This is a genomic window from Sphingomonas faeni (assembly GCF_030817315.1).
GTDB classification, from domain to species: domain Bacteria; phylum Pseudomonadota; class Alphaproteobacteria; order Sphingomonadales; family Sphingomonadaceae; genus Sphingomonas; species Sphingomonas faeni_C.
This window is the reverse complement of sequence record NZ_JAUSZF010000001.1, coordinates 1925242-1945613: the sequence shown is the minus strand read 5'-3', so window position 1 is coordinate 1945613 and position 20372 is coordinate 1925242. Positions and strand designations below refer to the sequence as shown.

Here is a 20372-nt window from a genome sequence, read left to right as displayed (position 1 = left end):
TGTATTGGCGAGGCATGCGTTGGGCACCCCCTCTGCTCGCCGCGACGATCACGCTTGAGGTAGCAGCGGGGGGCAGCAATGATTGGGCAACGCGCCCCGCCGCGGCGTTGGTCAATGTGCTGGTCGCCGGGATGATCCTACTGGCTGTCGAGCCCTCGTCGCGCATCTGGGTGCGGATGCGAGCGCCGCTGATACTCTTTTGCGCCGCGTTGTTGTGGGCGGGAATTCCTCGGCTGATGCCGATCGGGGTCGCAACTGCGCTAGATGTCCCGCCCAACCCTGCGCCGGACCGGCTGATGCCAGCGTTGGCCGAAGCGATCAGCCAAGTATCTCTTGTCATGGCCGCCTGCGCCGTAACCTACCGTCTTCGCAACGTCCGACCTTTGCTGGTGTGGTTGGCTGCTGCTGGTGGATGTTATGCTGTTTCCGTAATCCTCACCCCGCTACCCTGGCAGTTCCTCGCTGGCACAGGGCAGGGGCGGTTTGCCGCTACCATCGGGAATTGGAACGCGGCGGGCACCTATTTCGGGATGACCGCCACACTGTGCTTGGCAGTGATACGGGGTCGAACCGAGGTCCACCGGGGGTGGCTGACACGGCTGTTCTGGGTGCCGTTGATCGCGGCGCTGGTGTTATGCATGGCGACGCAATCACGGTCTGCGTTCACACTCACGCTCGCGGCAATGATCGTGATGATCGCAGTGATCTGGCAACGTCGTGCTGCGTCGCATTTAGGCCGCACGCGACAGGCTGCGGAGTTGGCCCTGCCGCTGGGATTGGTGATCATCGGGGTAGCGTATGTCGGCGGTGAAGCACTGTTCCCGCGCTACCGGGCGCTGCCGATCGATAGCCTGTCGCGCTGGGATATCATCACGACGTATTGGAGTTACTCGATGGATGCGCCGCTGTGGGGGTGGGGACCCGGCAGTTTCTTCGAGCTCAATCAAGCACGCCTTGCCCCTGCGACGGCGTTACGTTTCTGGAGCTTCGGCGCCGCGCATAACGCACCTCTTCAAATTGCGCTGGAGGCGGGGTGGCCAGCTTTACTCATGCTGAGTGCCGGCGTCGCCGTCATAGGCGTGAACGTTGCACGACGTGCGTGGCGGGTGGACGACATCGGGCTGATCGGCGCTCTAGGCATTGCAGCGGGCGCATCCATGGTCGACGTCGCATGGAATGTGCCGGCGATCGGCGCCTTGAGTTGTGTGCTGTTGGGCGTGCTGTGGGGAGGGAGACCGGCTCGCTCGCCCGACGTCAGCTGATCAGGCGAAACGCGACTGGCAGCGCGAGGGGGGTGCCGGCCACCAGTTGCTCGACCGCGATACGCTGTCGCCCGTCGACACGAGCCAGCCACACGGCCTCGTTCACTGCAGCCGTACGAGTCCTGTCCGGTAAAGCGCGCCAGTAAATGGCCGCAAAGGCGAGGCGCCACATCCCCTCATCGCGGAGGAAGCCGGCGTGGTCGTAGCTCCGCGCGAATGCAACGATCGTTGATCGTCCCGGCTGCCCGTACCGCACCAGGTCGGCGCGGACCTTGAGCAACGAGGCGCCTGGTGCTTGCGGCCTGTCGTGCTGCACTTCTGCGAGCAGAGTGTCGGCATATGCGAGCGCCCCGTTTCTGGAGCGGCGGTGGCGAGGCTGCCGCCTGATCGATCCACAACGCCGCCAGCGCGAGAGCTTCCGGCGGCGTAGCTGCAGCCAACATCGTTTGCTCATTTCCGCGGTGACGTTCCCAGTCGGCGAGCAACTGATCGCGCCCCATCCGCGACGGGCTGGCGAATACCGCACGGACCGCCTCCACCCGCCGCCCCCGGATCATATCGAGCGTAGATACGGCAGCGGTGACGGTCATGACTGCCAAACTGGCATATTTGAACCGGCCGATCACCTGCCGAGCTCGCGTTTAGTTCTGGTAATACGCAGAGTAGTGAGCGGAGTAGTAATGAGCGCCCATTGCTTCGGAATTCGGGTCGACCATGGTCAGGGCTGCGCCGATCACCGCCGCGCCGTCTTGCTCCAAACCCGCCAGCGCCGCGTCGATTACCGGAATCGGCGTCGAATTCCACTTGATTAGTAGCAATACGCCATCGACCTTGGTCGCGAGCGTTCGTGCGTCGGCGATGCCTAGCATGGGGGGGGTGTCGAGGAGTACATAGTCAAATTCACCCTTCAACTTGGCCAACAGTTCGTCGATGGCGCCGCCGCCGAACAGGTCCTCGGCCGAGAACGTAGGCTGGCGAACCGGGAGCAGTTTCAGGCCAGGCACCTGATCGTCGACGATCGCATCGTCGAGCGTCGCGGTGCCGGCCAGCACTTCGACCAGCCCGGCCGATGTGTTGAGCTGTAGCGCGCGCGCGAGGCCGGCACGGCGGACGTCCATGTCGACCAGCAACACCTTGTCGCCGCTCAGCGCCATCACCCTGGCCAGCGACAACGAGCTGGTCGTCTTGCCCTCGCCCGGCAGGGTCGAGGCGAGTGCGATCACCCGCAGCGGCGCGCGCTGGCCGTTGCCGACGATATGGCCCCGTATCGTACGGAATGCCTCGGCATAGATCGTCATCGGGTTCGACAGCAACGTACCCGCCGGGTTGACGGCCTTGCGCGAGAAGAAGCGCCCCTTCTTCCGCAACAGCGGCACGGCCGTTATGAACGGTACCCCGAGCAGAACCTCGACGTCCTCCGGTTTACGGATGCTCGACTGCATGCCCTCGGCCAGCAATACGCCGCCGATGCCCAGGGCCAGGCCGAGCAACAACCCCGATGCGCCAGCAGCCTTGATGTTGGGGAAGCTGGGGCGGAGCGGAATCGTCGCATTTTCGACGATGTCAGCCTGCGGCTGCGACAGGCGTGCGGCCTGACTGTTCTGCTGAGCAGCCTGGGCAAGACGCGTGTAGGCGGTCCGCTTGGCTTCGGCATTGCGCTCGAGGCTGCTGGCAGAAACCGAAGCCCGGTCATCACGAGCTATCGCGCCCTTCAGAACACTAAGCTGGCCACGCAAGCTGTCGGCACGAGCCCGCGCCGCAGCCGCCTCGCTGCGAAGCCCGCCGATGATGCGCTGGGCCTCCTGGCGTATCTGGCTGTCGAGCGAGTCGATCTGCTTGCTGACCTGCAGCACCAGCGGGAATCGCAGGCCGTATTTGGCGCTCAGTTCGGCGCTACGCTTCTCGGCCTCGGCGCGTTGGCGACGCAGGTCGGCGATCACCGTCGACGATAGCACTGCCGACACTGCCTCCGTACCGCCCGTGGCGATCTGGCGTTCGGCGACCGACACATTGGACTGAGCGGCAGCGGCTTCCGAATCCGCCGTAGCAAGCTGCGAGGAAAGCGGACCGATCTGCTGATCGGTAATGGTGCCGCCGGCGCCGCCCTTCGAAATGCCGCTCTGGATGCGATACTGAGCGAGCTGACGATCGGCGGTCTCTACCTCCGACCCCAGCTCACGCAGACGGCCCTCGATCGAAGCGGACTGGCGAGAAGCGTTGTCGGCGAGCGCGTCGGCGGTGCCGGCGACATACGTCTCCGCAATGGCGTTGGCGATTCGCGCAGCCTTGACCGGATCCGGTGAGCGGAAGCCGATCGTGACCACATAGCTTTTTTCGTTTCGGCCGATGTTGAGCGTGTTGATCACGCTGGTCGTCGCCGCGTCGATAGCCTCGTCGCGTGATGGCGCGACGGTACCGTCCTTGACGGGCGCGAACTCCGGGTCGCGGTAGAGACCAAGGTCGGTAACGACCTTGCGTGCGACGTTGCGCGAGCCGATCACCGTAACCTCGGTGTTCACGGCGGTCGTGTCGAGCGGCCGGTCGCTACCCTCGGTGCCCAGCGCGGGCTGACCGTTGGGGATGATCCGCACCTTGGTAAAGGCGTCATACTTGGGCGTCAGCAGCAGGCTGGTCGCGATCGCAAGGATGAATAGCGTGATCGCACTAGCCGCGACCACCCACCAGCGCCGCCGAATCGCATCGCCCAGCGAACCCAACGTGACGGGACGTCGTTCCATGTGCCGCGACTGATCGAAGCGGCTGACCGGCGCGGTATCACCGCCCACAGGCTGTACGTTCATGAGTTAGAAACGCCCTCGGCAAAAATTATCGTTGAACGATGACAGAAATCAATGCCCGCGTCTCGTTGAACGTGTTGGTCGCGATGTCGCCGGTTCCGGAACGCTTGTCGTGGCCGATGACGAAGCCGAAGCCGAACCTGCGGCTGAGCAGATACCGGCCACCGCCACTCACGCGGAAAATCTTGATGGAGCCGGCATTCTCCGTGAAATCGTCGACCTCGTAGGCGACCTGCGCGTTCAGCAACAGGTTGCGCAGCAATTCGTGATCGACGCGGACTGCGCCAGCGGTGGCGAAATAGCCGCTGGAGTTAAAGAAATAGCTGTCCTGTACCGTCCGACGGACGGTGACGCCGAGGGTCGTGAGTTGTGACGGAAAATACTCGATCTTCGCTTCGGTCGCGAAACCCGACAGATCCCTGTAGATCGGCGCATTATAGCGTCGATCGACATAGCCCACGCCGACGGCCCCGCGGATCAGCGCCGACAGATCGAAGGTCGCCCCGCCCAGAAGGTTGATTTCCTTCGAATCACGGTTGGGGACGCGGAAGGCAAGTGGCTGATCATATTGCGTGTCGGTATGGCCCACCTGCGCGAACAACGAAGTATCAGGCGAGATCGCGAACTCGCCGCGGCCAGTGACCCGCAATACCGTCTGGTCACGATTATTCTGATCGAGGGTACCGCCCGCGAAGGTGCGAACGTCGTCGAACGACAGTCTGTCAAAGTTCGCGTTTACCTGGCCCCGGACTTTTGCGCCGCTGAACGTGGCGCCGATTCCCCCGCTGGTCTGCCGGTACTGCACGGCTTCTGCCGCATCTTGCGGCGAGGCAGCCGAAGCACGGGGTTCCGTGTTGCGCGCCGTGCGCAGCTGCGTATCCAGGGTAAAGCTGCGAGTAACATCGAGTCGGCCATTGGCGCCGACGCTGTAATTATCCTCGTTACGCGGAGTTTCGCTGAAGAACCGCTTGGCGCGATACGTCGCGTCCAGGGTGAGCTGGTTGACCGCCCAGTTACTGCTCGCAGTTACCGAGGGCGAGATCGTCACAAAGCCATCACTGACCGATCCGCCGCTGATCTGGTAAGCGTTGTCCGTATAGCCGATGCCGGCTTCCACTCTGGGGTAGAACGTAAAGTTCAACAGCCGGACGCCGACCGCCTGATATTCAGGCCGCTCACGCTGAAGCACGCCGACATTGCGACCGCGATCGAACTCCAGTGGAAGGTTGGGCGTGATGAGATTTTCATCGACCGTCTGGGCCTCGGACGTTCCCGACCCTAACCCCGTAAACAGTCCCGCCAGAAGTGCCCCTGCGGCCCATGTCGCGTTGCGCTTCATGATATTTTATTCCCCATTAGAACCAATAGTTACGGCCGCATCAGCTTCCGTAATTGGAACTACCGCCCCCGAAGCCCGTACCAGGTCCGGCGCCGAGTCGCAGGCCTGCCGGGCCGCCGTCGATTTGCGCGATGCCGTTGACGTCACACCGGGCAGCCGCGGTGATGACATCACGCAGGGCGCCATATGTCGGCCGGGCAAAACCCGGCTGACGCGATGCCATGTCGAGCGCCGCCAGCGTAGTCGGGCAATCGAGCAGCGCCTGATCCAGCGCGTAGGCGATCTGGGCCTGATATTGCGTACGCTTGCCGGTTTGCGCAGGCACCGAGGCGATCGCAGCGAGGATCACCTCATAGCCACGGCGAACTTCGGGATTCTCCAGACCGTAGGACTTGGCCTTGGACGCATCGCCGGCCGTAGCCGTACGAGTTTGTGGCTGCGGCGCCGCGTCTGCAACGACCGAAAGCGAACTTGCGCAAAGGGCAACCAGGCTGATCGCCCAAAAACGGTTAGTGCTCATATCAGGGTTCCCCTCTTTTGCCGGCTCTATTGCACGCGCTAAGAACCCAGGCAATGCAGGAGGTTGGCCGGAAATCGGGTGTCCGAAAATGGTACGGTTTCGTTTTCCGCCGCGTCTTATCCCGAGGCGTTAGCCCTGCACTGCCTCGGGAGACGAATTAAAATAGGCGCTCCTGGATGCGAATCGTGTCGCCGGGCCGAACCTGAAGGTTTGGCGTAAGCTTTTGCTTGGTTTCCTCGGTTTCGCCGGCGTGCTTGATCACGACCTTCTTCTTGTTCGCGCGGTAGGTGAAGCCCTCTGCGGTGGCGACGGCGTTGAACACCGTCAGCCCGCTGGAATAGCGGTATTCGCCAGGCTTGTTGACCTCTCCCAGGATATAGAACGGGCGGAAGGTCAGGATATCGATACTGACTTGGGGATCCTTGAGAAACCCGTCGGCCAGAAGCTTACGAATGGACTCTGTGACGACCGAGGCGGTCAGGCCTGCCACGGGTACGTCGCCGATAAGCGGCATCGAGAGGCTGCCATTGGCATTGACGAGGAACTCGCCCGACAATGTCGGCTCGTCGAACACGATAATGCGCACTTTGTCGGCAACGCCGAGTCGATAGTCGCTGTCGACCTTGGACAGCCCCGCGACCGGCAAGGCCGTGGCCGACTGCGGCGCACCGGTGATCGTTCCCGGCGATGCGGGTACCATCTGTGCCGTCGCCCCGGTCGACACCGGAGCAAGAGCCAAGCAGAGGAAAGGCAGCAGGAAGGTCTTCAAGGTTTGGCCTCTGGTTGTTTGGATCGTCTTACAGAACAGCGTATCACGCGGCAATGCTCGATCATGGCGATAGGTCATCATCCCTTTGGCCTAACAGGGAATTGATGATCAGACGCTGAACCAAGTTTCCGGACGGATCGCCGACTGCATCGCGATCCAGGTATAGGGCGCGTTCGACCAGGGCGTGATCGACGAGGAGCGGCTGTCGAGCACGACGTCGCCACGATCGGTACGTGCGATCAGGACGAGGTGGAGTCCGACACCGCCTCTTCCATAGGCCACCGCCAGGAACAGGCGATCGGCCGGCGCCCCAGCAGCGATCAACAACCTGCGTTTCTCGAGGGCTATATCCTCGCAATCGCCAACGGCGCCGCGAGCGATGCCGCTGGCGCGCCACAGATCGCGTTGACCAAAGCGCGTCACGTCCGACACCTGCCGGACGTGACGATTAACGCGGCGGTTTACGCGGCGGAGAAGGGTTTCCCAGCGATCCGCGGTCGCTGTCGACGCGCCCGCCACGTCGCTGCAGGCATCGGCTTGCGTGCGGCACATGACGACGAAGCCGTTGGGTGCTGCGATTTGCTGCCGGGGCGTGAGAAAGGGATCGATCGCCGCCGCTGCGGGTAGGGGCGCCATCAGGGCCGCCACGCCAATCAGCCGAATACTTGTCCACCGCATATCGCACTCCGCCTTGCCACGGAATCGAGCTTTGCAGACAAAGTCTTGAGAAATGCTAAATCGCGCTTCCGAAAAGCGCGGGACCGCTTGGAAACTTACTGGCGATCGCGATTAACCTACAGGCCGTTATGGACTTTGAGGCTGGCCTGGTTCGTCCAGTATTGGACGAGTATTTGTCGCAGGCCGCATTCGTCCAATGCCGACGCCTGGGAATGGTCGCTGGACTCGTAGGATTTTAAATCGTCGCGTTCACTGCCTCATGACGGAGCAGGCCGTGGCCTTCGCTGCGAACATGACGGCCTCTAGTCACGAAGCAGATAGTCAGCTCGCCCAGTAGATACCGGCAATGACCGCCCATAGTGTAGCGGGCATGACGATCGCCAGCGCCAGCTTGGTCTTGGGAGAATAGCCCTCGACATAAGGCTCGGGCGCATCGGCCAGCCAGGTCTTGCTCGGCGTCTTCGGGAACATGATCGGCTCGACGGGCGTCGCGTTGAGCGCGGTGGACAGCTCGGACGCGCTCAAGGGCTGATGCAACTCGCAGGCGTAACTGCCTTCATCATGCCGCACCAGTCGCGCGGACCGCACCCCGATGCCGGCAAAGCCGATCGACACCGTCGAGCCTATTTCCATATGTGGGCCGCCGACCATGCGAAAGCCGGTCGCGGAAAGATCCTCGATCACCACATCGGAGGGCAGCTCTGCCGCGTTGCGCACGGTGGCATCCAGTTCCACCGGGAAGCGCTCGGCGGTGCGGACGTCATTGATGAGTTTTGCGTTTATTGCCATGGTATCACCTGAAGCCGTTAACGCTATTCACCATGCTAGAATGAAGATTGCGTAAATGCTAGCGGCGAAAACAGGGAAGGCGATGTAGGCCCTGGATCTCATACGCGTCGCCCGTTGTCGCTCCGCTTGGAGTGCAGCGAGCTGGCGCCCCATCGCGGTGGCCCTGGGGGCCGAAAACGACCACCCGGAATGCGATTTTGGGGCGGGTGGTGCGCGACGTGATCATGCGGAACGACGTGGATGTGGTTATCATTAATGCTTAACGCTTTTGGACTATGGCGGCGGGATGACGATACTTAGACGAGCATTCGAAATCGCGCAGAGCGGTATGGCGACCAGCATTTACGAGGTCCTCGTGCTGCTGCGACAGGAGGGGCTCGACACAGGCTACGGTCTATTCAGTGACGTTTCGATACGGACCGAGTTGCGGGCCTTGCTCGGCTAAAATCTGGTTATCTTAGCGCAAGACGTCACGTGATCTGTTGCAGGCGTCCAGTCCGTCAGCCGACAGGTTGCTACAGCCTCCCCAAAACCGCGTGGGTAGCCCGTGCAAGGGATTCAGAATGACAGAACGATCGTTCAAACTCGCCGCTCCGGGATGGACGGGACAAGATCAGCGAAGCTCGATCCGTATCGTGGTGGATTGGGAGGCCTCCGTCGCGGCCGATCAACTCGAGTCGCGCTCGGTAAAGATAACGGATTGCACCGATCGCGGCTGCCGTATCGAAACCAGCCTTGGCGTTGCGGTCGGAACATTCGTTCAAATAGCGATACCGAATTTCACGGACGTGCAGGGTTGGGTCGCGTGGACTAGCCCGACGGCGATAGGCATCGACTTCGCGCATCCATTACCCAGCAGGGTTCTCGAGTATATTATCGAGAAGAACGGTTCGGATTGATCACGATGTGATGGTGCGATTCTGAGCTGAGAAACCGAGCCCGCCGTCACCTCTCCCCAACGAGGATAGAGCGCGATTGCGGTCGACAGGCAGTTCCATTCCGGGACACCAGCGGCGTGATGCCCTCTTGGCAGCGGAAGCTTGTCGTACATAACCGGGGCATGAACGGCCAGCCTAAGTCAGACCATCCGATGCGTGCCTCGCGATACTTCATCGAAGGAGAAGACATCGCCCTCGAGGGAGGGTCTATGTCCGATTGTCGATACATTCAAGGTTCGATAGCGTTCGCGGAGTGGATGGCAGGGTTCCAGGAGGGGCGTATCGAAGAGTCGGTCCCGATTGCGGCTAAAAATCCATACTATGGCCGCAAGCGGATCCTCATACCGTCTATCTTCAACCGTGGCGTTACACGGGGATGATTTTCCGTGACCACAAGATGTTCAAACCCGACCGGTCATCTACTGATGCGCGACGGGCAAAGCGAACGCCGATTTGCTTACCGGTCTTCGTAATCGCGCCGGATGGAGAGCCGTATTCAGCCCTGGCGGTCGATGTCGCCACTCACGGTTTTCGCATCAGATCGGGATACCCCGCAACGCTGGGGCGCTTCCTCGTCATCGATGTTCCGGCGTTCGTGAGGTACTCGGGTTGGGTCGCATGGGCGAGCACGACGGAGTTCGGCTTCGACGTGGCGCATCCGATGCCAGCCGACGTGGTCAACCACCTCATCAGCTTGGCGCGCGAGGATTAGACGCTTCGTTCCAGCATTGGTCGCGCGTCGCGGAAAGCCGGTCAGCCCCGTCGGTTACCCTCCTCACGCTGTTGGGCGGCTCGCTCGGTCAATGTCTTCAGCGTCTCGTCGAACCGTCCCTCGCGCTCGGCCTGACGCAGAAACTGCACCTCGTCGACCAGGATTTCGCGTGGCGTCGGTTGCTCCGCGAACTGCGCGGCAACGGCGTCTGCGAACGCCTCGAGCGGCATATAGCCCGGGCGGTTCGCCTGTCCCGGCGTGAGATCGGTCTGCACGCCTGGAGGCGCAACCTCGATCACCTCGATCTTCCCGGCCAACTGGGTCCGCAGCGAGACCGTATAGGAGTGGATCGCCGCCTTGCTCGCCGAATAGGTCGGCGCGGCGACCAGCGGCACATAGGCAAGGCCCGACGTAACCGTGACGATCGCGGCGTCGGGCTGGCCCGCCAGATGGTCGATCAGGGCGTTTGTCAGCCAGATTGGGCCGAGTACGTTAATCGCCAGCGTCGCTTCGGCATCGGCTAGGTCGCGCCGCTTCGTCAGATCCTCGAACTTCATGATGCCGGCATTGTTGAACAGCACATTCAGGGCCGGGAAGTCGGCCACGACCTGCTTGGCGAACGCGTCCACGGCCGCGGCGTCCTCAACGTCGAGCGTCATCGTGTGGATGCGATCACGCCCCTCCGCCGCCCGAACGAGCGTCTCTTGGCGTCGCCCGGCTATGATGACCGTGTCACCACGATCGTGGAACCGGTGAGCCAGTGCCTCACCGATGCCGCTACCGCCGCCCGTCATCAGGATCGTGTTGCCACTGGTCTTCATGGTCGATCGCTCCGCATCGAAGAAAGGTTACCTTCTCCGAATGATCGCCGCGCCGGATCGTTCACCGATACCTGGCCGGAGCGACGACAAAAACGAATTTGCGACCGGTTTCGGTAGGTCCCCATGCCATTGCAGCGCGCGCAGCTAATCGGATGGGGGCTCATTGCGATGTCGGGGACAACCGCTTCAACCACACTCACCAAACACGGCTGATTCTACCGTTGGTGACCCCTACGGGAGCCAAAACATAAGTCTGCTCATAAGAGCATTAAGGACAAGCCGTTGCGCTGCCATGACTTTCTGTCATCGACCGTGAGACAACGGTGCGAGACAGCGCACCCTCATGGAGGTAATTTTGGCGGCGCAGGTACGGTACGTTCGAACGCGGGACGGGGTCTATCAATACGAGCGGCGAGTGCCGGCACGCGTCCAACGCGATGCCCGTCGTTTTGCAGATGCGTTTGGCTCCAAGGTCCTATTTCGTCGTTCCCTTCATACGAAACGAGCAGGCGAAATGTTCGCGGCTGCACAGGCTGTTCATGAGGAATTTGAGCGCCTGATAGCCGATCCCAATTTCATCAAGGTCAGGACGCTCGCCCCTGTTCACCAGCCTCTACGAGCGGTGACGGCTGCAGACCTTACAGCAATCGCGGATCGGTATAGTCGGCTCGTTGCAGAGCCAATCGAACGTATGCAGCGGTTTGCTAACGTGAACCCTGCCGCAGCAACCGAGTTCGATCGGCTGGTCTACGAATTGGAAACCGATGCCGAGGATATAAAGCGGACTCTCCGGTCCAACCATGACGAGACCGATGGGCCGATTATCAAGCCTGCCGATGCTGCGCGCCGGATCGTTATAGATCAAGGGTTCGACGCCGCGGATAATACCGAGGCGCTAGGAGCCGTCATTGGAGCAGTTCGGGCGGGCATGGAACGGGGTTATCAGCGCGTCGGGTCGATCATGGCTGGGGATTCTGTGCCTTCGTTGCCAATCACGCGCAGTGTGGAAGCCACTACGGCGAACCTGACATTGGCCGATGCGGTAGGCCGCTATCTACAGGATCGCGCGCCTGCACCGAAGACCATATCGGAAACCCGCCTTGCCTTGCGTCAATTCGAGCAAGTTGTCGGAAGAAAATCGCTCGCTTCCATAGATCGCGCCGATGCACGTCTCTTCGTCCATCACCTTTCCAAGCAACAGGTGGGCGGCAAGACTGCGGGTAGCATCAAGCGCAACCTATCCGAACAAAGCATCAAAAAACGACTGCGGATGTTGAGTTCGGCTATCTTCCATGCGCGAGATATTGATTTATTTAAAGGTGATAACCCTCTTTCGAACATGCGGCTAAGCAACCTTATTCGACCTACCGATAGATCGATAATGCCGGATAAGCGACGCCTCCAAATTAGCGAACTGAATGCCATCTTCGCTCATCCTTGGTTTACAGGCTGTCAATCTGCGACGGAGACACACTTGCCAGGCAGCCACCGGCTAACAGGGGCAGAGTATTGGGTGCCGATTGTTGCAGTTCTTACCGGATGCAGGGCAGGGGAGTTGGGTGGCATAAAGCTATCCGAGGTCCGATTAGACGGCGGGCTTGCTCATCTTCTTATTCGGAGCAATGAGCATCGGCGGACAAAGAACGGACGCAGTCGCTGCGTTCCAATACTTGATGCCCTGATTGAGCTTGGCTTTCCAGCTTATGTGGATGGTATCCGCCGAAGGGGTGAAACGCGCCTGTTTCCTGACTGGACCGCGATCAAGCCAGCGGGGAGTGGGGAAGACGCATATCCGGCGTGGTCGAACAGTCGGGTAATCCGGGCTTTTAATCGCACCGTTATACCTGCCATGCTGGCGGACAAGCTTGCCCCTGACGCTCGAAGGGAGGTCACATTCCATTCGTTGCGCGGCGCGTTCAAAGCGATGATCGGTACAACGAATAACATACCTATGAACGTCGTTCATGAGGTTGTCGGGCACGCAAAGAGTGACCTGGATGCCAGGTATATCGGTGAAGTCACTATTGAAGAAACGTACCCACTCATAAGGTCATTATTCTATGAAGGATTACTACTGCCTAAACCGCTGTCGTAAGCGCTTTACGAAAATAACGATAAGAGCGTAATAGAGTCGTATTGTACTAGAGGTTTACTTGCCCGTTCCGAACGTTAGAGGTTGGGGCTGCGGGGCGTGCGATGCTCTGCCGCCTTCAACGGAGTAAGTAAAATGAATCAGTTACAACTAAGTGCCAGCCCTATTCTACGTCAACCAATACCGAGTCAGAATACAATCGATCGCTACCTGCGTGCCATATTTACCCATCCTGATTTGGACAAGATGAGCCCAGTAGTTCGAAATGTACGTCATATAGACAAATACGCTTCGCGGGACATAGTGTTGACGGAGGCACAGAGGCTGGGGTGGAATGTCTTCGTCATGGGTGATGACTGGATAATAGTGCCGAAGAACAAGCGGATATCGCAGTTCAAGTGGGGATTGTCGGCTCTGCAATAGGGTCGATGTATGTGCGGTGGCGGGTGGGCGGTCCTTAGCGAAGCCAGCCCGTCACGCCGCCTTCCTTTAGCTCGATGGACAATAGGTTGCTGGTTATGACGGCGCATAAGTAGCTTAGGACGGCGGCTGCGCGTCGAGGCATAGCTTTCCTTCATCTGCCGCAAAGGTCCTTCTACGAGCCTGTAACACCGCTCAATAGGGTTCAGGGTGAGGATCGCGGTGAGAGTATGTGGGAGGATTAAGCTTCTCCAAACTAAACTGATCGCATCCAGCCTAACCAACCACACCGAACGTTTCGTCTACGCCCTTATGATCGCGGTGCCTGACGAAGTCGTTTGTTGATTTAGCATCAATTTAAACACCGACCGTCGTTCGAATTAACGACCGAATCATCGAAGCGTTAAATATATCTGTAACTTATCTTAACTTGGTAGAAAACGTAACACCTATGGGACCCCTCCCTCCCCTCCCTCTCTCTATTTTAATAACAATACTAGTAATGAAATATTATACGAACTAGAAGGAATATTACGAACTAATGTTAATAGAAGAAATAGGACTATCAAAATCAAATAATGGAATAAGTAATTTAGAAGATCGGTATATGAGCCTATCATATATAGTCGAGACAAATGAGGCGTCGAATTTAGTTGAATACATAGCTGATTGTATCCATTCAACTTTGGATAAGTCGTATGGAGTAACAAACAAGCTAAGACAGGCTGTCGCTGCGATCCTAGCGGACCTGCTATCAATAGCAGGCCAGCCCGATAATCGGCTTCTATACCGACCGCGAGGCGTGGCAGATTTCAAAGGCCAGCGGGTTGGCTACCGGCCTTGTATCGACGCCCTTAACGGCTTGGTGACGTTGGGCCTACTTCATCATAAACCCGGCATCTGGCTAGGCTCCCATAGACAGGGAGAGGGGGACACGACTCGCTACCGCGCAAAGCCGGCCCTTCTAGAGTTAGCCCTTCGCCACGGCATCACCCCCGGTAACTGGCGGTCCCATTTCACCCCTGCTCCACGACCTGAAACGATGCCACACCCTGTCATCGTCCGGGGCAAGCGGCAGTTCTGGGATAAGGAAGACAAGGGAAAGAAGCTCCCCATCATCAAGACCGATCCGGCATACCTCGCCGCCGCCGATCAGGTGAATCGTATCAATGCCTACATGGCGCCGCAGCAAATTACCGGCTGCAAGCATGACGGGTTCATTCGCATCTTCAACCACGGGGACCAACCCGGCTTTGCCTACAACATGGGCGGTCGCCTGTATTCCAAGGCATCCGGGGTTAGCTATCAGAATATGGAGAAGCATCACCGCAATGATATGCGGATCAATGGGGAACCTGTAGTCGAACTCGACCTACGCGCGAGCTTTCTAACGATCCTATATGCCCAACGTGGGATAGCGCCTGATCCATTGATTGACCCCTATACCTTCGGACCGATCCCAAGGGAGGTTATCAAGGCGTGGATCGCTATGACATTGGGGTATGATCGCTTTCATTCGAACTGGTCGGACGAGACGGTCGCGAAGTTGTTGGAGGATGAGGGCATCAACCTCCGCGAGAAATACCCTATTGATACGGTCCGCGCAGCAGTTATTGACGAACACCCCATCTTGCAAGGCTGGCCTAACTCGACAGTCAGATGGCAGAACCTTCAATACCTAGAAAGCTCTGCCATTATTGACGCGGTCGAGGCATTAGGATCACGCCGCGGCATCACTGCACTTCCGCTTCACGATGCGTTGCTTGTTCAGCGCTCCAACATCGATATGGCGAGCGAGGTTCTAGCTAGTACCTTCCGCGAGCGGATGGGTGTATCGCCAGTTTTCAAAATTAAAGACCGGTGGCCGAAGAAGCGTCGGTAGCATCCGATTTAGAGGGTCAGCCGGGTACCAGCCGACGCCGATAGGGGCGGAAGGTAGGGAAGCCTACCTATCTCGCCCCTTGCGGCTGTACGCGGCTAAGATCGCGCAAGGCAATCGAAAGCCATCCGAATTGTTTGCGAGGGATGACCATCTAAAAACCTGTGAGCTTACGAATAATTCGGGCATCAGCCTGTGAATGGACAGGTGCGGCGGCAACGACGTATTTCTAGGACTTCACTTATACCGCCACCGGTTTTGCATACTAATAATTAATAACCTACGGTCGTAGGTTCGCAGCGAGCAAAAGCAGAATATGAACACAGCCCTTATCGTAGCAGTCGTTTCAGGCATCATCGCCGTAATCTCGGCAAGCGTGACTGTTTGGGGATCGCTTTTTAGTGCAAGCAGAACACTGAAATTTGAGGCAGCTAAAGATAGGGCACGAGTCGAGCAAGAGGTCGGTCGCTACCAAGAACCATTCGCGACCGCAATTTACGACTTACAGAGTCGCATTTACAATCTGGTGCAAGGTGGTTTTGGCCCCCGGTTTATGGCGCAGGGGTCGATGCGCGAGAGGAACTATGCAGTCGAAAATACAACGTTTGTTTTCGCGCAGTATTTCTGCTGTGCCGAACTACTAAGACGAGGTATCCACAGTTCTGGTCATGGCGTAAGCTTGATAAATCATGATGCTGTGCATACGCAGGACCTAGTCAGTAATACTCTGGCAACTGACCGATTTGGCAAGAGGTTCTTGATATTTGCCGGCGAACAAAGGGCGATAGGAGAGGCTCTTATCCAGGCGACTCCTGCACGGACAGAATGCATGGGCTACAGGCAATTTCTCGAGGAAAAATCGCATGGTAATGATACAATGCTTGATACGTTGCGGGATGAGATCAGGGCAGAGCTTGAAGCCACGGATGAAAACCATTGCCGCCTAAGAGAGCTGCATTATCTACTTATATTACTTTTGTTCTATATTGATCCGCTTTTTCGGCGTTTTCCAAAGAAACATCGAAATTTTCTGAACGGTGAAACTCGCGAGCTACCAAAAATAGATAAGGGCCGATTGATCGGTGGGTGATCGCCGGCGAGCGATGCTGTTGCCGGCGCACGCGAAGGTCAACGCGCCTCACTAAATGGTGACGTTTCGTGTCCCCGGCCTGACGCATCAGCGAAGCGCTTTTCCACTCGCTGGATGGCGGCCCGGGACACGCTGTAGCGCTTTGCTAGCTCGCCCAAGGACACGCCAGACGCCCTAGCAGCACGAATGTCGTTTTGCTGTGGGATCGAGAGCGAGTGTGGGCGTCCGAGGGCCTTGCCAGCGGCCTTTGCCCGGCTAAGCCCCGCCTGTGTACGTTCAATCAACAAATCGCGCTCAAACTCGGCAACAGCGGCGATAACTCCCATTGTCATCCGACCCGCAGCGCTGGTTAGATCAACGCCACCAAGCGCTAGACAGTGAACCCGCACCCCATCAGCAGATAGACGATCCACCGTAGCACGTACGTCCATTGCGTTTCTGCCTAGTCGATCAAGCTTGGTGACGATCAGCACGTCATCGGCTTCCAACCTATCCACCAGCCTTGCAAAGCCTGTGCGTTCCATAGCCGTCACCGAACCCGATACCGTCTCTGCCACGATCCGCTTCGCATCGACGTTGAAGCCAGCGCTTTCAATCTCGCGTACCTGATTGTCGGTCGTCTGATCTGCGGTGCTGACACGGCAATAAGCGAAGGTACGTGGCATGGACGCGGCTCCTGTAATGAATATGTGTATCGATATGCAGGCATGTATCGAAATGGTCAATGGCTAATATAAGCTACAGGTCGCGGTAGGGGCTCGAAACCGACCGTTTGCGAGCCGGCAGGCAAAATGTATTGGCTCTTTTCAGGTAACGACCGCTCGACACGCGTATCGTCGTGAACGCCGCAACACGCTCTTCGTTAGCCATTGGCCAAGAATGGGACGCTTTAAAGAACACTCTGCAAGTTGTTAGCTCGCAATTCCGCATGCACGAACTATATCGTTACAGGGCGATTAAGAGATGCGCTATGGTTTTACTGGGTGGTGACGATTGCCATATTGAGTTCGTTCCGCAACCACGAGGTGGGCGGAGCAAGTTTTGGTGCTTTGCACATGAGGCGTCGGCGACTGCTCGTTACGGGGGGCGACTTCCCCGCTGTGAGGGCGCATACCGTTCAATCGCTAATTATAAGCGGTTCGTTCTCGATCCTGACCGGTACGCTGGCGGCGTTGCCCTTTGGGGCGCGGTGGAGCCCGTATACAATTCGACGTCCATGGACGCAGAGCGAGGCATCCATGTTCATGCTCGTCGCGCCAACGTAGGGCCGAAGGAAATCGATCAAACGTTCGATGCCGTCGAGCTCACCGTTCGCAAGGACCTGTTGGAGGAAGAGACCGTAGTAATAACGAGAGATACTGCGGTCGCGTATTACCTTAGTCGATTCTTGAATAACAGAATGAGAGCCCTGTTCTGTCACCACTGCGGAACACCACATCTTGACTCGGACTGGTTTGCCGTAAAGCCACACCGGACCCACCTGTGCCACGGGTGCAACAAGTTGTTTAGAGAGCCCGATCGATCAATTTCAAACCCGCTAGAAGCGGTAAGAATGCAGCTCGGGCATCGCGACCCCGCCGCAGTTCCGAAACGGGCGAAGCAGTCGCTTCTTATTCGACAAGCGGACTATCCCGGAGGACTCCAGATTTGGGCGTCTAACCCAGCGCTGCTATGGACCGCGAATAAGTCCGAAGAAGAAGGTATCCATGTTCATGGCTGGAAGGGTCGGAGGGCCGCGCCCGAATTGGATGGAACCTTCGATCGCGTCGTTATCGACGACATCAACCTGAACGAAGAGTATCTCCGGCACTTTATGGCCCAAAACGCGCTAGCGTATATGCGCGGGAAGATCACTAGCATACAGTGCCCGCAGTGCGGCGAGGACCAGTTCGACAGCGGACTTACCGGCTTCCGACCAACGAGAGAGCGCACTTGCCAGAAGTGCCAGGAGCCTATCATCGTAGCAGGAAGGCGGAGGCTTCTCGTTGCCAACCCGTTCGTCGATACGCTAAAAGCACTTAACCAAGCGCGCCGCGCCAAGGGGGCACCATGGCAATGAAGGGTTACATCTACATTACCGGCACCGGCACTGATCCGGGCCTTAAGAATAACCTGAATGATCCAGTATTCGAAGACGTCCCGAGCCTTGGCGCTTGCATGCCTAACATTCGCCGGCTCGTGAAGGGCGGCGATTACATCTTCGTAGTTTCGGGTATGGCGACTGGCGTCCAGCAATATGTAGTTGGAGGGATGCAGGTCGCGGAGCAGATTAGCGCCCTTGAGGCTTACAAACGGTTTCCGCAGCATCGTCTCAAGATTGGCAGCGACGGCTTATTAAAGGGAAACATCATAGTAGACTCAAGCGGTAGGCAGCATGCACTGGACAAGCACGCCTCTGAAACCTTTGAAAGTAGAGTAAAGAATTTTGTCGTCGGGGCGAATGCTGTTGCACTTAGTTCGCCACGTGAAGTCGAAATTGGTCGCCAACAGTCCCTAACGAAGCTTGGAGATATCTTCGGCAAGCGCGGTAATCGGGCTGTCGACATATTTGGCAGGTGGTCAAAACTGGACGCAGCACAAGTTAACGATGTTGTAGGTTGGCTTGAGGGCATCAAGCGCGCTGCAGCGGCGTGAGACGGTGACCGGCATATCGAAAGCGTTGGCATCGTTCCGGCTGTCAGCGGAAGAAATTTCAAAGCGTAGCAAGCTTCCCGTTGAACGGGTGCGGTCACTGATGGCGGGGGAAAATCCCCGCCTTTCGGACGTCCAAGCCTTGAGTGTGGGCTTACGGGTTCCTCGCAGGGTTCTGAGCGGAAGAAAGCGGGCGAGCGAAGCTGACACCTTGGGAATGGCCTTCCGTGCTATGCCGGGTCTGGACACCCGAAACGATGTAACGCTTGAGCGGGTGTCTGCGATTGTCGAGGCGTCGTTCCGCATTCTTCCATTGCGAGACGCGCCCAGTCCGCTCTCAATAATTGAGCGCCCGAACAAGCCTGACTACGGCAACGCTCATCAGCTTGCTTATCAGTTCCGGCATAGGTTCTTGGAATCAGATTTGGTATCTCCGATATTAAATCTGCCGCGTATCGTCGGTGAGATTCCGGGCGTAATCTTGTCGTTGCTCAAGGAGTCGCGCATTGAGGGCGCCTCCTTGTCAAAGGGCAACTATGTCTTCATATTCGTTTCACCGCGCTTCAACGCCAGAATGCTTTTCACTCTCGCTCATGAAGTTGGACATGTTCTAGCTGGTCATATTGATGGAGGCGCCGTTGTTGCCGAGGGCGCTTCTAGTATTGGCGCATCAAGCAAGGGTGGACAACGCGAGCACTTTGTGAACGCTTTCGCGTCGTGTTTACTAATGCCCGACGAGGGCGTTATTGGCTTCCTTCGCATTTTGAGAGAACAACTCAAGGTCCCTATAGCCTCGCCGCTAGGTGATATTGAGATTCTATACCTAGCGAGGTTCTTCGGTGTCAGCTTTGAGGTTGCTGCTCATAGATGTGAAGACCTGCACCTTCTACCAGCCGGCGGCGGATCGTCCATATCGCAGCACCTGCGACTGAATCATCGCTCGCCAGAGCGGCGCGCCGTAGAGGTAGGAATCCCTGCTCGCCAAGATATCGACTTTCCCGCGCTGTCAGGTGACTTAGCCCGGTCTTTGATAAACAAGGTGGCAAGCGGCGACATTTCTGCTGGTTGGGCTTCGGAGATGCTAGGCATCTCGATAACTGATATAGTCAGGCAAAATAAAAGAGAGCCCTCGATATGAGGGTTCTGATGGATGCATGCTCCATCATCAACCTAGATAATGCTGGTGCCTTGGGTATGGTATCGTCGTTGCCTTGCTGCGACTTATTCTTATCGCCGATCGTCGTCGGTGAGTGTAACGCTACCGCTGCCGCTTCCATAGTGCTTGCTCATTCAACCGGACAGCTAAGCCTTATCGATGATCACGATGTCCCTGCTGATCGCTTCTTTGATTTTTTAGATCAGTTCGAGCTAGGGGATGGAGAGACGGAGTGTATTGCGCTCGCTGAAAACTCTGATTTCGTTATTTGCTGTGACGACAGGAAAGCGAGGCGCGCCGCCGCTGAAGTCATAGGCGCCGAACGGGTGATTGGCAGCCTAAGGTTGCTACAATGGGCGGTCGTAAATCAAAGCATCACACCTGACGAGGCGATAGCAATAGTTTTAACAATGAAGGAGTGTGGCGCATTCCTGCCCGACCTTCCACATAACTTCTTCTCGTAAAACCGCCCGTAGGG

At 57.9% G+C, this 20372-nt stretch carries 18 protein-coding genes; 9 read left to right on the top strand and 9 right to left on the bottom strand.

From position 1 onward, the window contains the following. The first annotated feature begins 14 nt into the window (after window positions 1-14). Entirely contained in the window at window positions 15-1262 is a 1248-nt protein-coding gene (locus tag QFZ54_RS09045; RefSeq protein WP_307086479.1) for an O-antigen ligase family protein, read from the top strand. Here QFZ54_RS09045 and QFZ54_RS09040 read toward each other — a convergent pair. The 7 genes from QFZ54_RS09040 to QFZ54_RS09010 all read right to left on the bottom strand — a co-directional run bounded on the left by QFZ54_RS09040 (window position 1255) and on the right by QFZ54_RS09010 (window position 8155). Next, window positions 1255-1542 carry a hypothetical protein gene (locus QFZ54_RS09040; RefSeq protein WP_307086477.1) on the bottom strand — a complete coding sequence of 96 codons (288 nt, stop codon included), beginning with the start codon at window positions 1540-1542 and terminating at the stop codon, window positions 1255-1257. The genes QFZ54_RS09045 and QFZ54_RS09040 overlap by 8 nt on opposite strands. A gap of 361 nt (window positions 1543-1903) precedes the next feature. Beyond that, entirely contained in the window at window positions 1904-4063 is a 2160-nt protein-coding gene (locus QFZ54_RS09035) for a GumC family protein (RefSeq protein WP_307086475.1), read from the bottom strand. A gap of 25 nt (window positions 4064-4088) precedes the next feature. Next, the gene (locus QFZ54_RS09030; RefSeq protein WP_307086473.1) at window positions 4089-5399 is read right to left on the bottom strand and encodes an outer membrane beta-barrel protein; all 1311 of its coding nucleotides are present in this window, start codon (window positions 5397-5399) and stop codon (window positions 4089-4091) included. A gap of 40 nt (window positions 5400-5439) precedes the next feature. After that, entirely contained in the window at window positions 5440-5919 is a 480-nt protein-coding gene (locus QFZ54_RS09025; RefSeq protein WP_307086471.1) for a hypothetical protein, read from the bottom strand. Window positions 5920-6076: 157 nt separating this feature from the next. Continuing rightward, window positions 6077-6769 (bottom strand): polysaccharide biosynthesis/export family protein, encoded by a 693-nt coding sequence (locus QFZ54_RS09020; RefSeq protein WP_307086469.1) that lies wholly within the window; start codon window positions 6767-6769, stop codon window positions 6077-6079. A gap of 27 nt (window positions 6770-6796) precedes the next feature. After that, a complete protein-coding gene (locus QFZ54_RS09015) occupies window positions 6797-7324 on the bottom strand; it encodes a transglutaminase-like cysteine peptidase (RefSeq protein WP_307086467.1) in 528 nt (175 codons plus the stop codon). Between the two features lie 363 nt (window positions 7325-7687). After that, window positions 7688-8155 carry a PilZ domain-containing protein gene (locus QFZ54_RS09010; RefSeq protein WP_307086465.1) on the bottom strand — a complete coding sequence of 156 codons (468 nt, stop codon included), beginning with the start codon at window positions 8153-8155 and terminating at the stop codon, window positions 7688-7690. 563 nt (window positions 8156-8718) lie between these two features. On the opposite strand from QFZ54_RS09010, the gene QFZ54_RS09005 reads away from it, so the two are divergent. Both QFZ54_RS09005 and QFZ54_RS09000 read left to right on the top strand, forming a co-directional pair. Beyond that, the gene (locus QFZ54_RS09005; RefSeq protein ID WP_307086463.1) at window positions 8719-9054 is read left to right on the top strand and encodes a hypothetical protein; all 336 of its coding nucleotides are present in this window, start codon (window positions 8719-8721) and stop codon (window positions 9052-9054) included. A 436-nt stretch (window positions 9055-9490) separates the two neighbouring features. Continuing rightward, window positions 9491-9805: a PilZ domain-containing protein gene (locus QFZ54_RS09000; RefSeq protein ID WP_307086461.1), complete on the top strand. Its 315-nt coding sequence runs from the start codon at window positions 9491-9493 to the stop codon at window positions 9803-9805. A 41-nt stretch (window positions 9806-9846) separates the two neighbouring features. Here the strand turns inward: QFZ54_RS09000 and QFZ54_RS08995 are convergent, their stop codons facing one another. Then, a complete protein-coding gene (locus QFZ54_RS08995) occupies window positions 9847-10626 on the bottom strand; it encodes an SDR family oxidoreductase (RefSeq protein ID WP_307086459.1) in 780 nt (259 codons plus the stop codon). A 514-nt stretch (window positions 10627-11140) separates the two neighbouring features. On the opposite strand from QFZ54_RS08995, the gene QFZ54_RS08990 reads away from it, so the two are divergent. The 3 genes from QFZ54_RS08990 (at window position 11141) to QFZ54_RS08980 (ending at window position 16107) form a co-directional block, all read left to right on the top strand. Then, window positions 11141-12721 carry a tyrosine-type recombinase/integrase gene (locus QFZ54_RS08990; protein WP_307086457.1) on the top strand — a complete coding sequence of 527 codons (1581 nt, stop codon included), beginning with the start codon at window positions 11141-11143 and terminating at the stop codon, window positions 12719-12721. Window positions 12722-14180: 1459 nt separating this feature from the next. After that, window positions 14181-15020, top strand: coding sequence for a hypothetical protein (locus tag QFZ54_RS08985; protein ID WP_307086455.1), 840 nt, complete (start codon window positions 14181-14183; stop codon window positions 15018-15020). A gap of 313 nt (window positions 15021-15333) precedes the next feature. Beyond that, window positions 15334-16107 carry a hypothetical protein gene (locus tag QFZ54_RS08980; RefSeq protein WP_307086454.1) on the top strand — a complete coding sequence of 258 codons (774 nt, stop codon included), beginning with the start codon at window positions 15334-15336 and terminating at the stop codon, window positions 16105-16107. A 38-nt stretch (window positions 16108-16145) separates the two neighbouring features. Here the strand turns inward: QFZ54_RS08980 and QFZ54_RS08975 are convergent, their stop codons facing one another. Next, window positions 16146-16772 carry a recombinase family protein gene (locus QFZ54_RS08975; RefSeq protein WP_307086452.1) on the bottom strand — a complete coding sequence of 209 codons (627 nt, stop codon included), beginning with the start codon at window positions 16770-16772 and terminating at the stop codon, window positions 16146-16148. Window positions 16773-18156: 1384 nt separating this feature from the next. Here QFZ54_RS08975 and QFZ54_RS08970 point away from each other — a divergent pair. Genes QFZ54_RS08970 through QFZ54_RS08960 form a run of 3 tightly spaced genes read left to right on the top strand, consistent with a single transcriptional unit; the run spans window position 18157 to window position 20358 of the window. Continuing rightward, window positions 18157-18741, top strand: coding sequence for a hypothetical protein (locus QFZ54_RS08970; RefSeq protein WP_307086450.1), 585 nt, complete (start codon window positions 18157-18159; stop codon window positions 18739-18741). 4 nt (window positions 18742-18745) lie between these two features. Then, complete coding sequence (locus tag QFZ54_RS08965; RefSeq protein ID WP_307086448.1) at window positions 18746-19876, top strand: ImmA/IrrE family metallo-endopeptidase; 1131 nt, start codon at window positions 18746-18748, stop codon at window positions 19874-19876. Beyond that, entirely contained in the window at window positions 19873-20358 is a 486-nt protein-coding gene (locus QFZ54_RS08960) for a hypothetical protein (RefSeq protein WP_307086445.1), read from the top strand. The genes QFZ54_RS08965 and QFZ54_RS08960 overlap by 4 nt, the downstream gene beginning before the upstream one ends. Window positions 20359-20372: the final 14 nt, after the last annotated feature.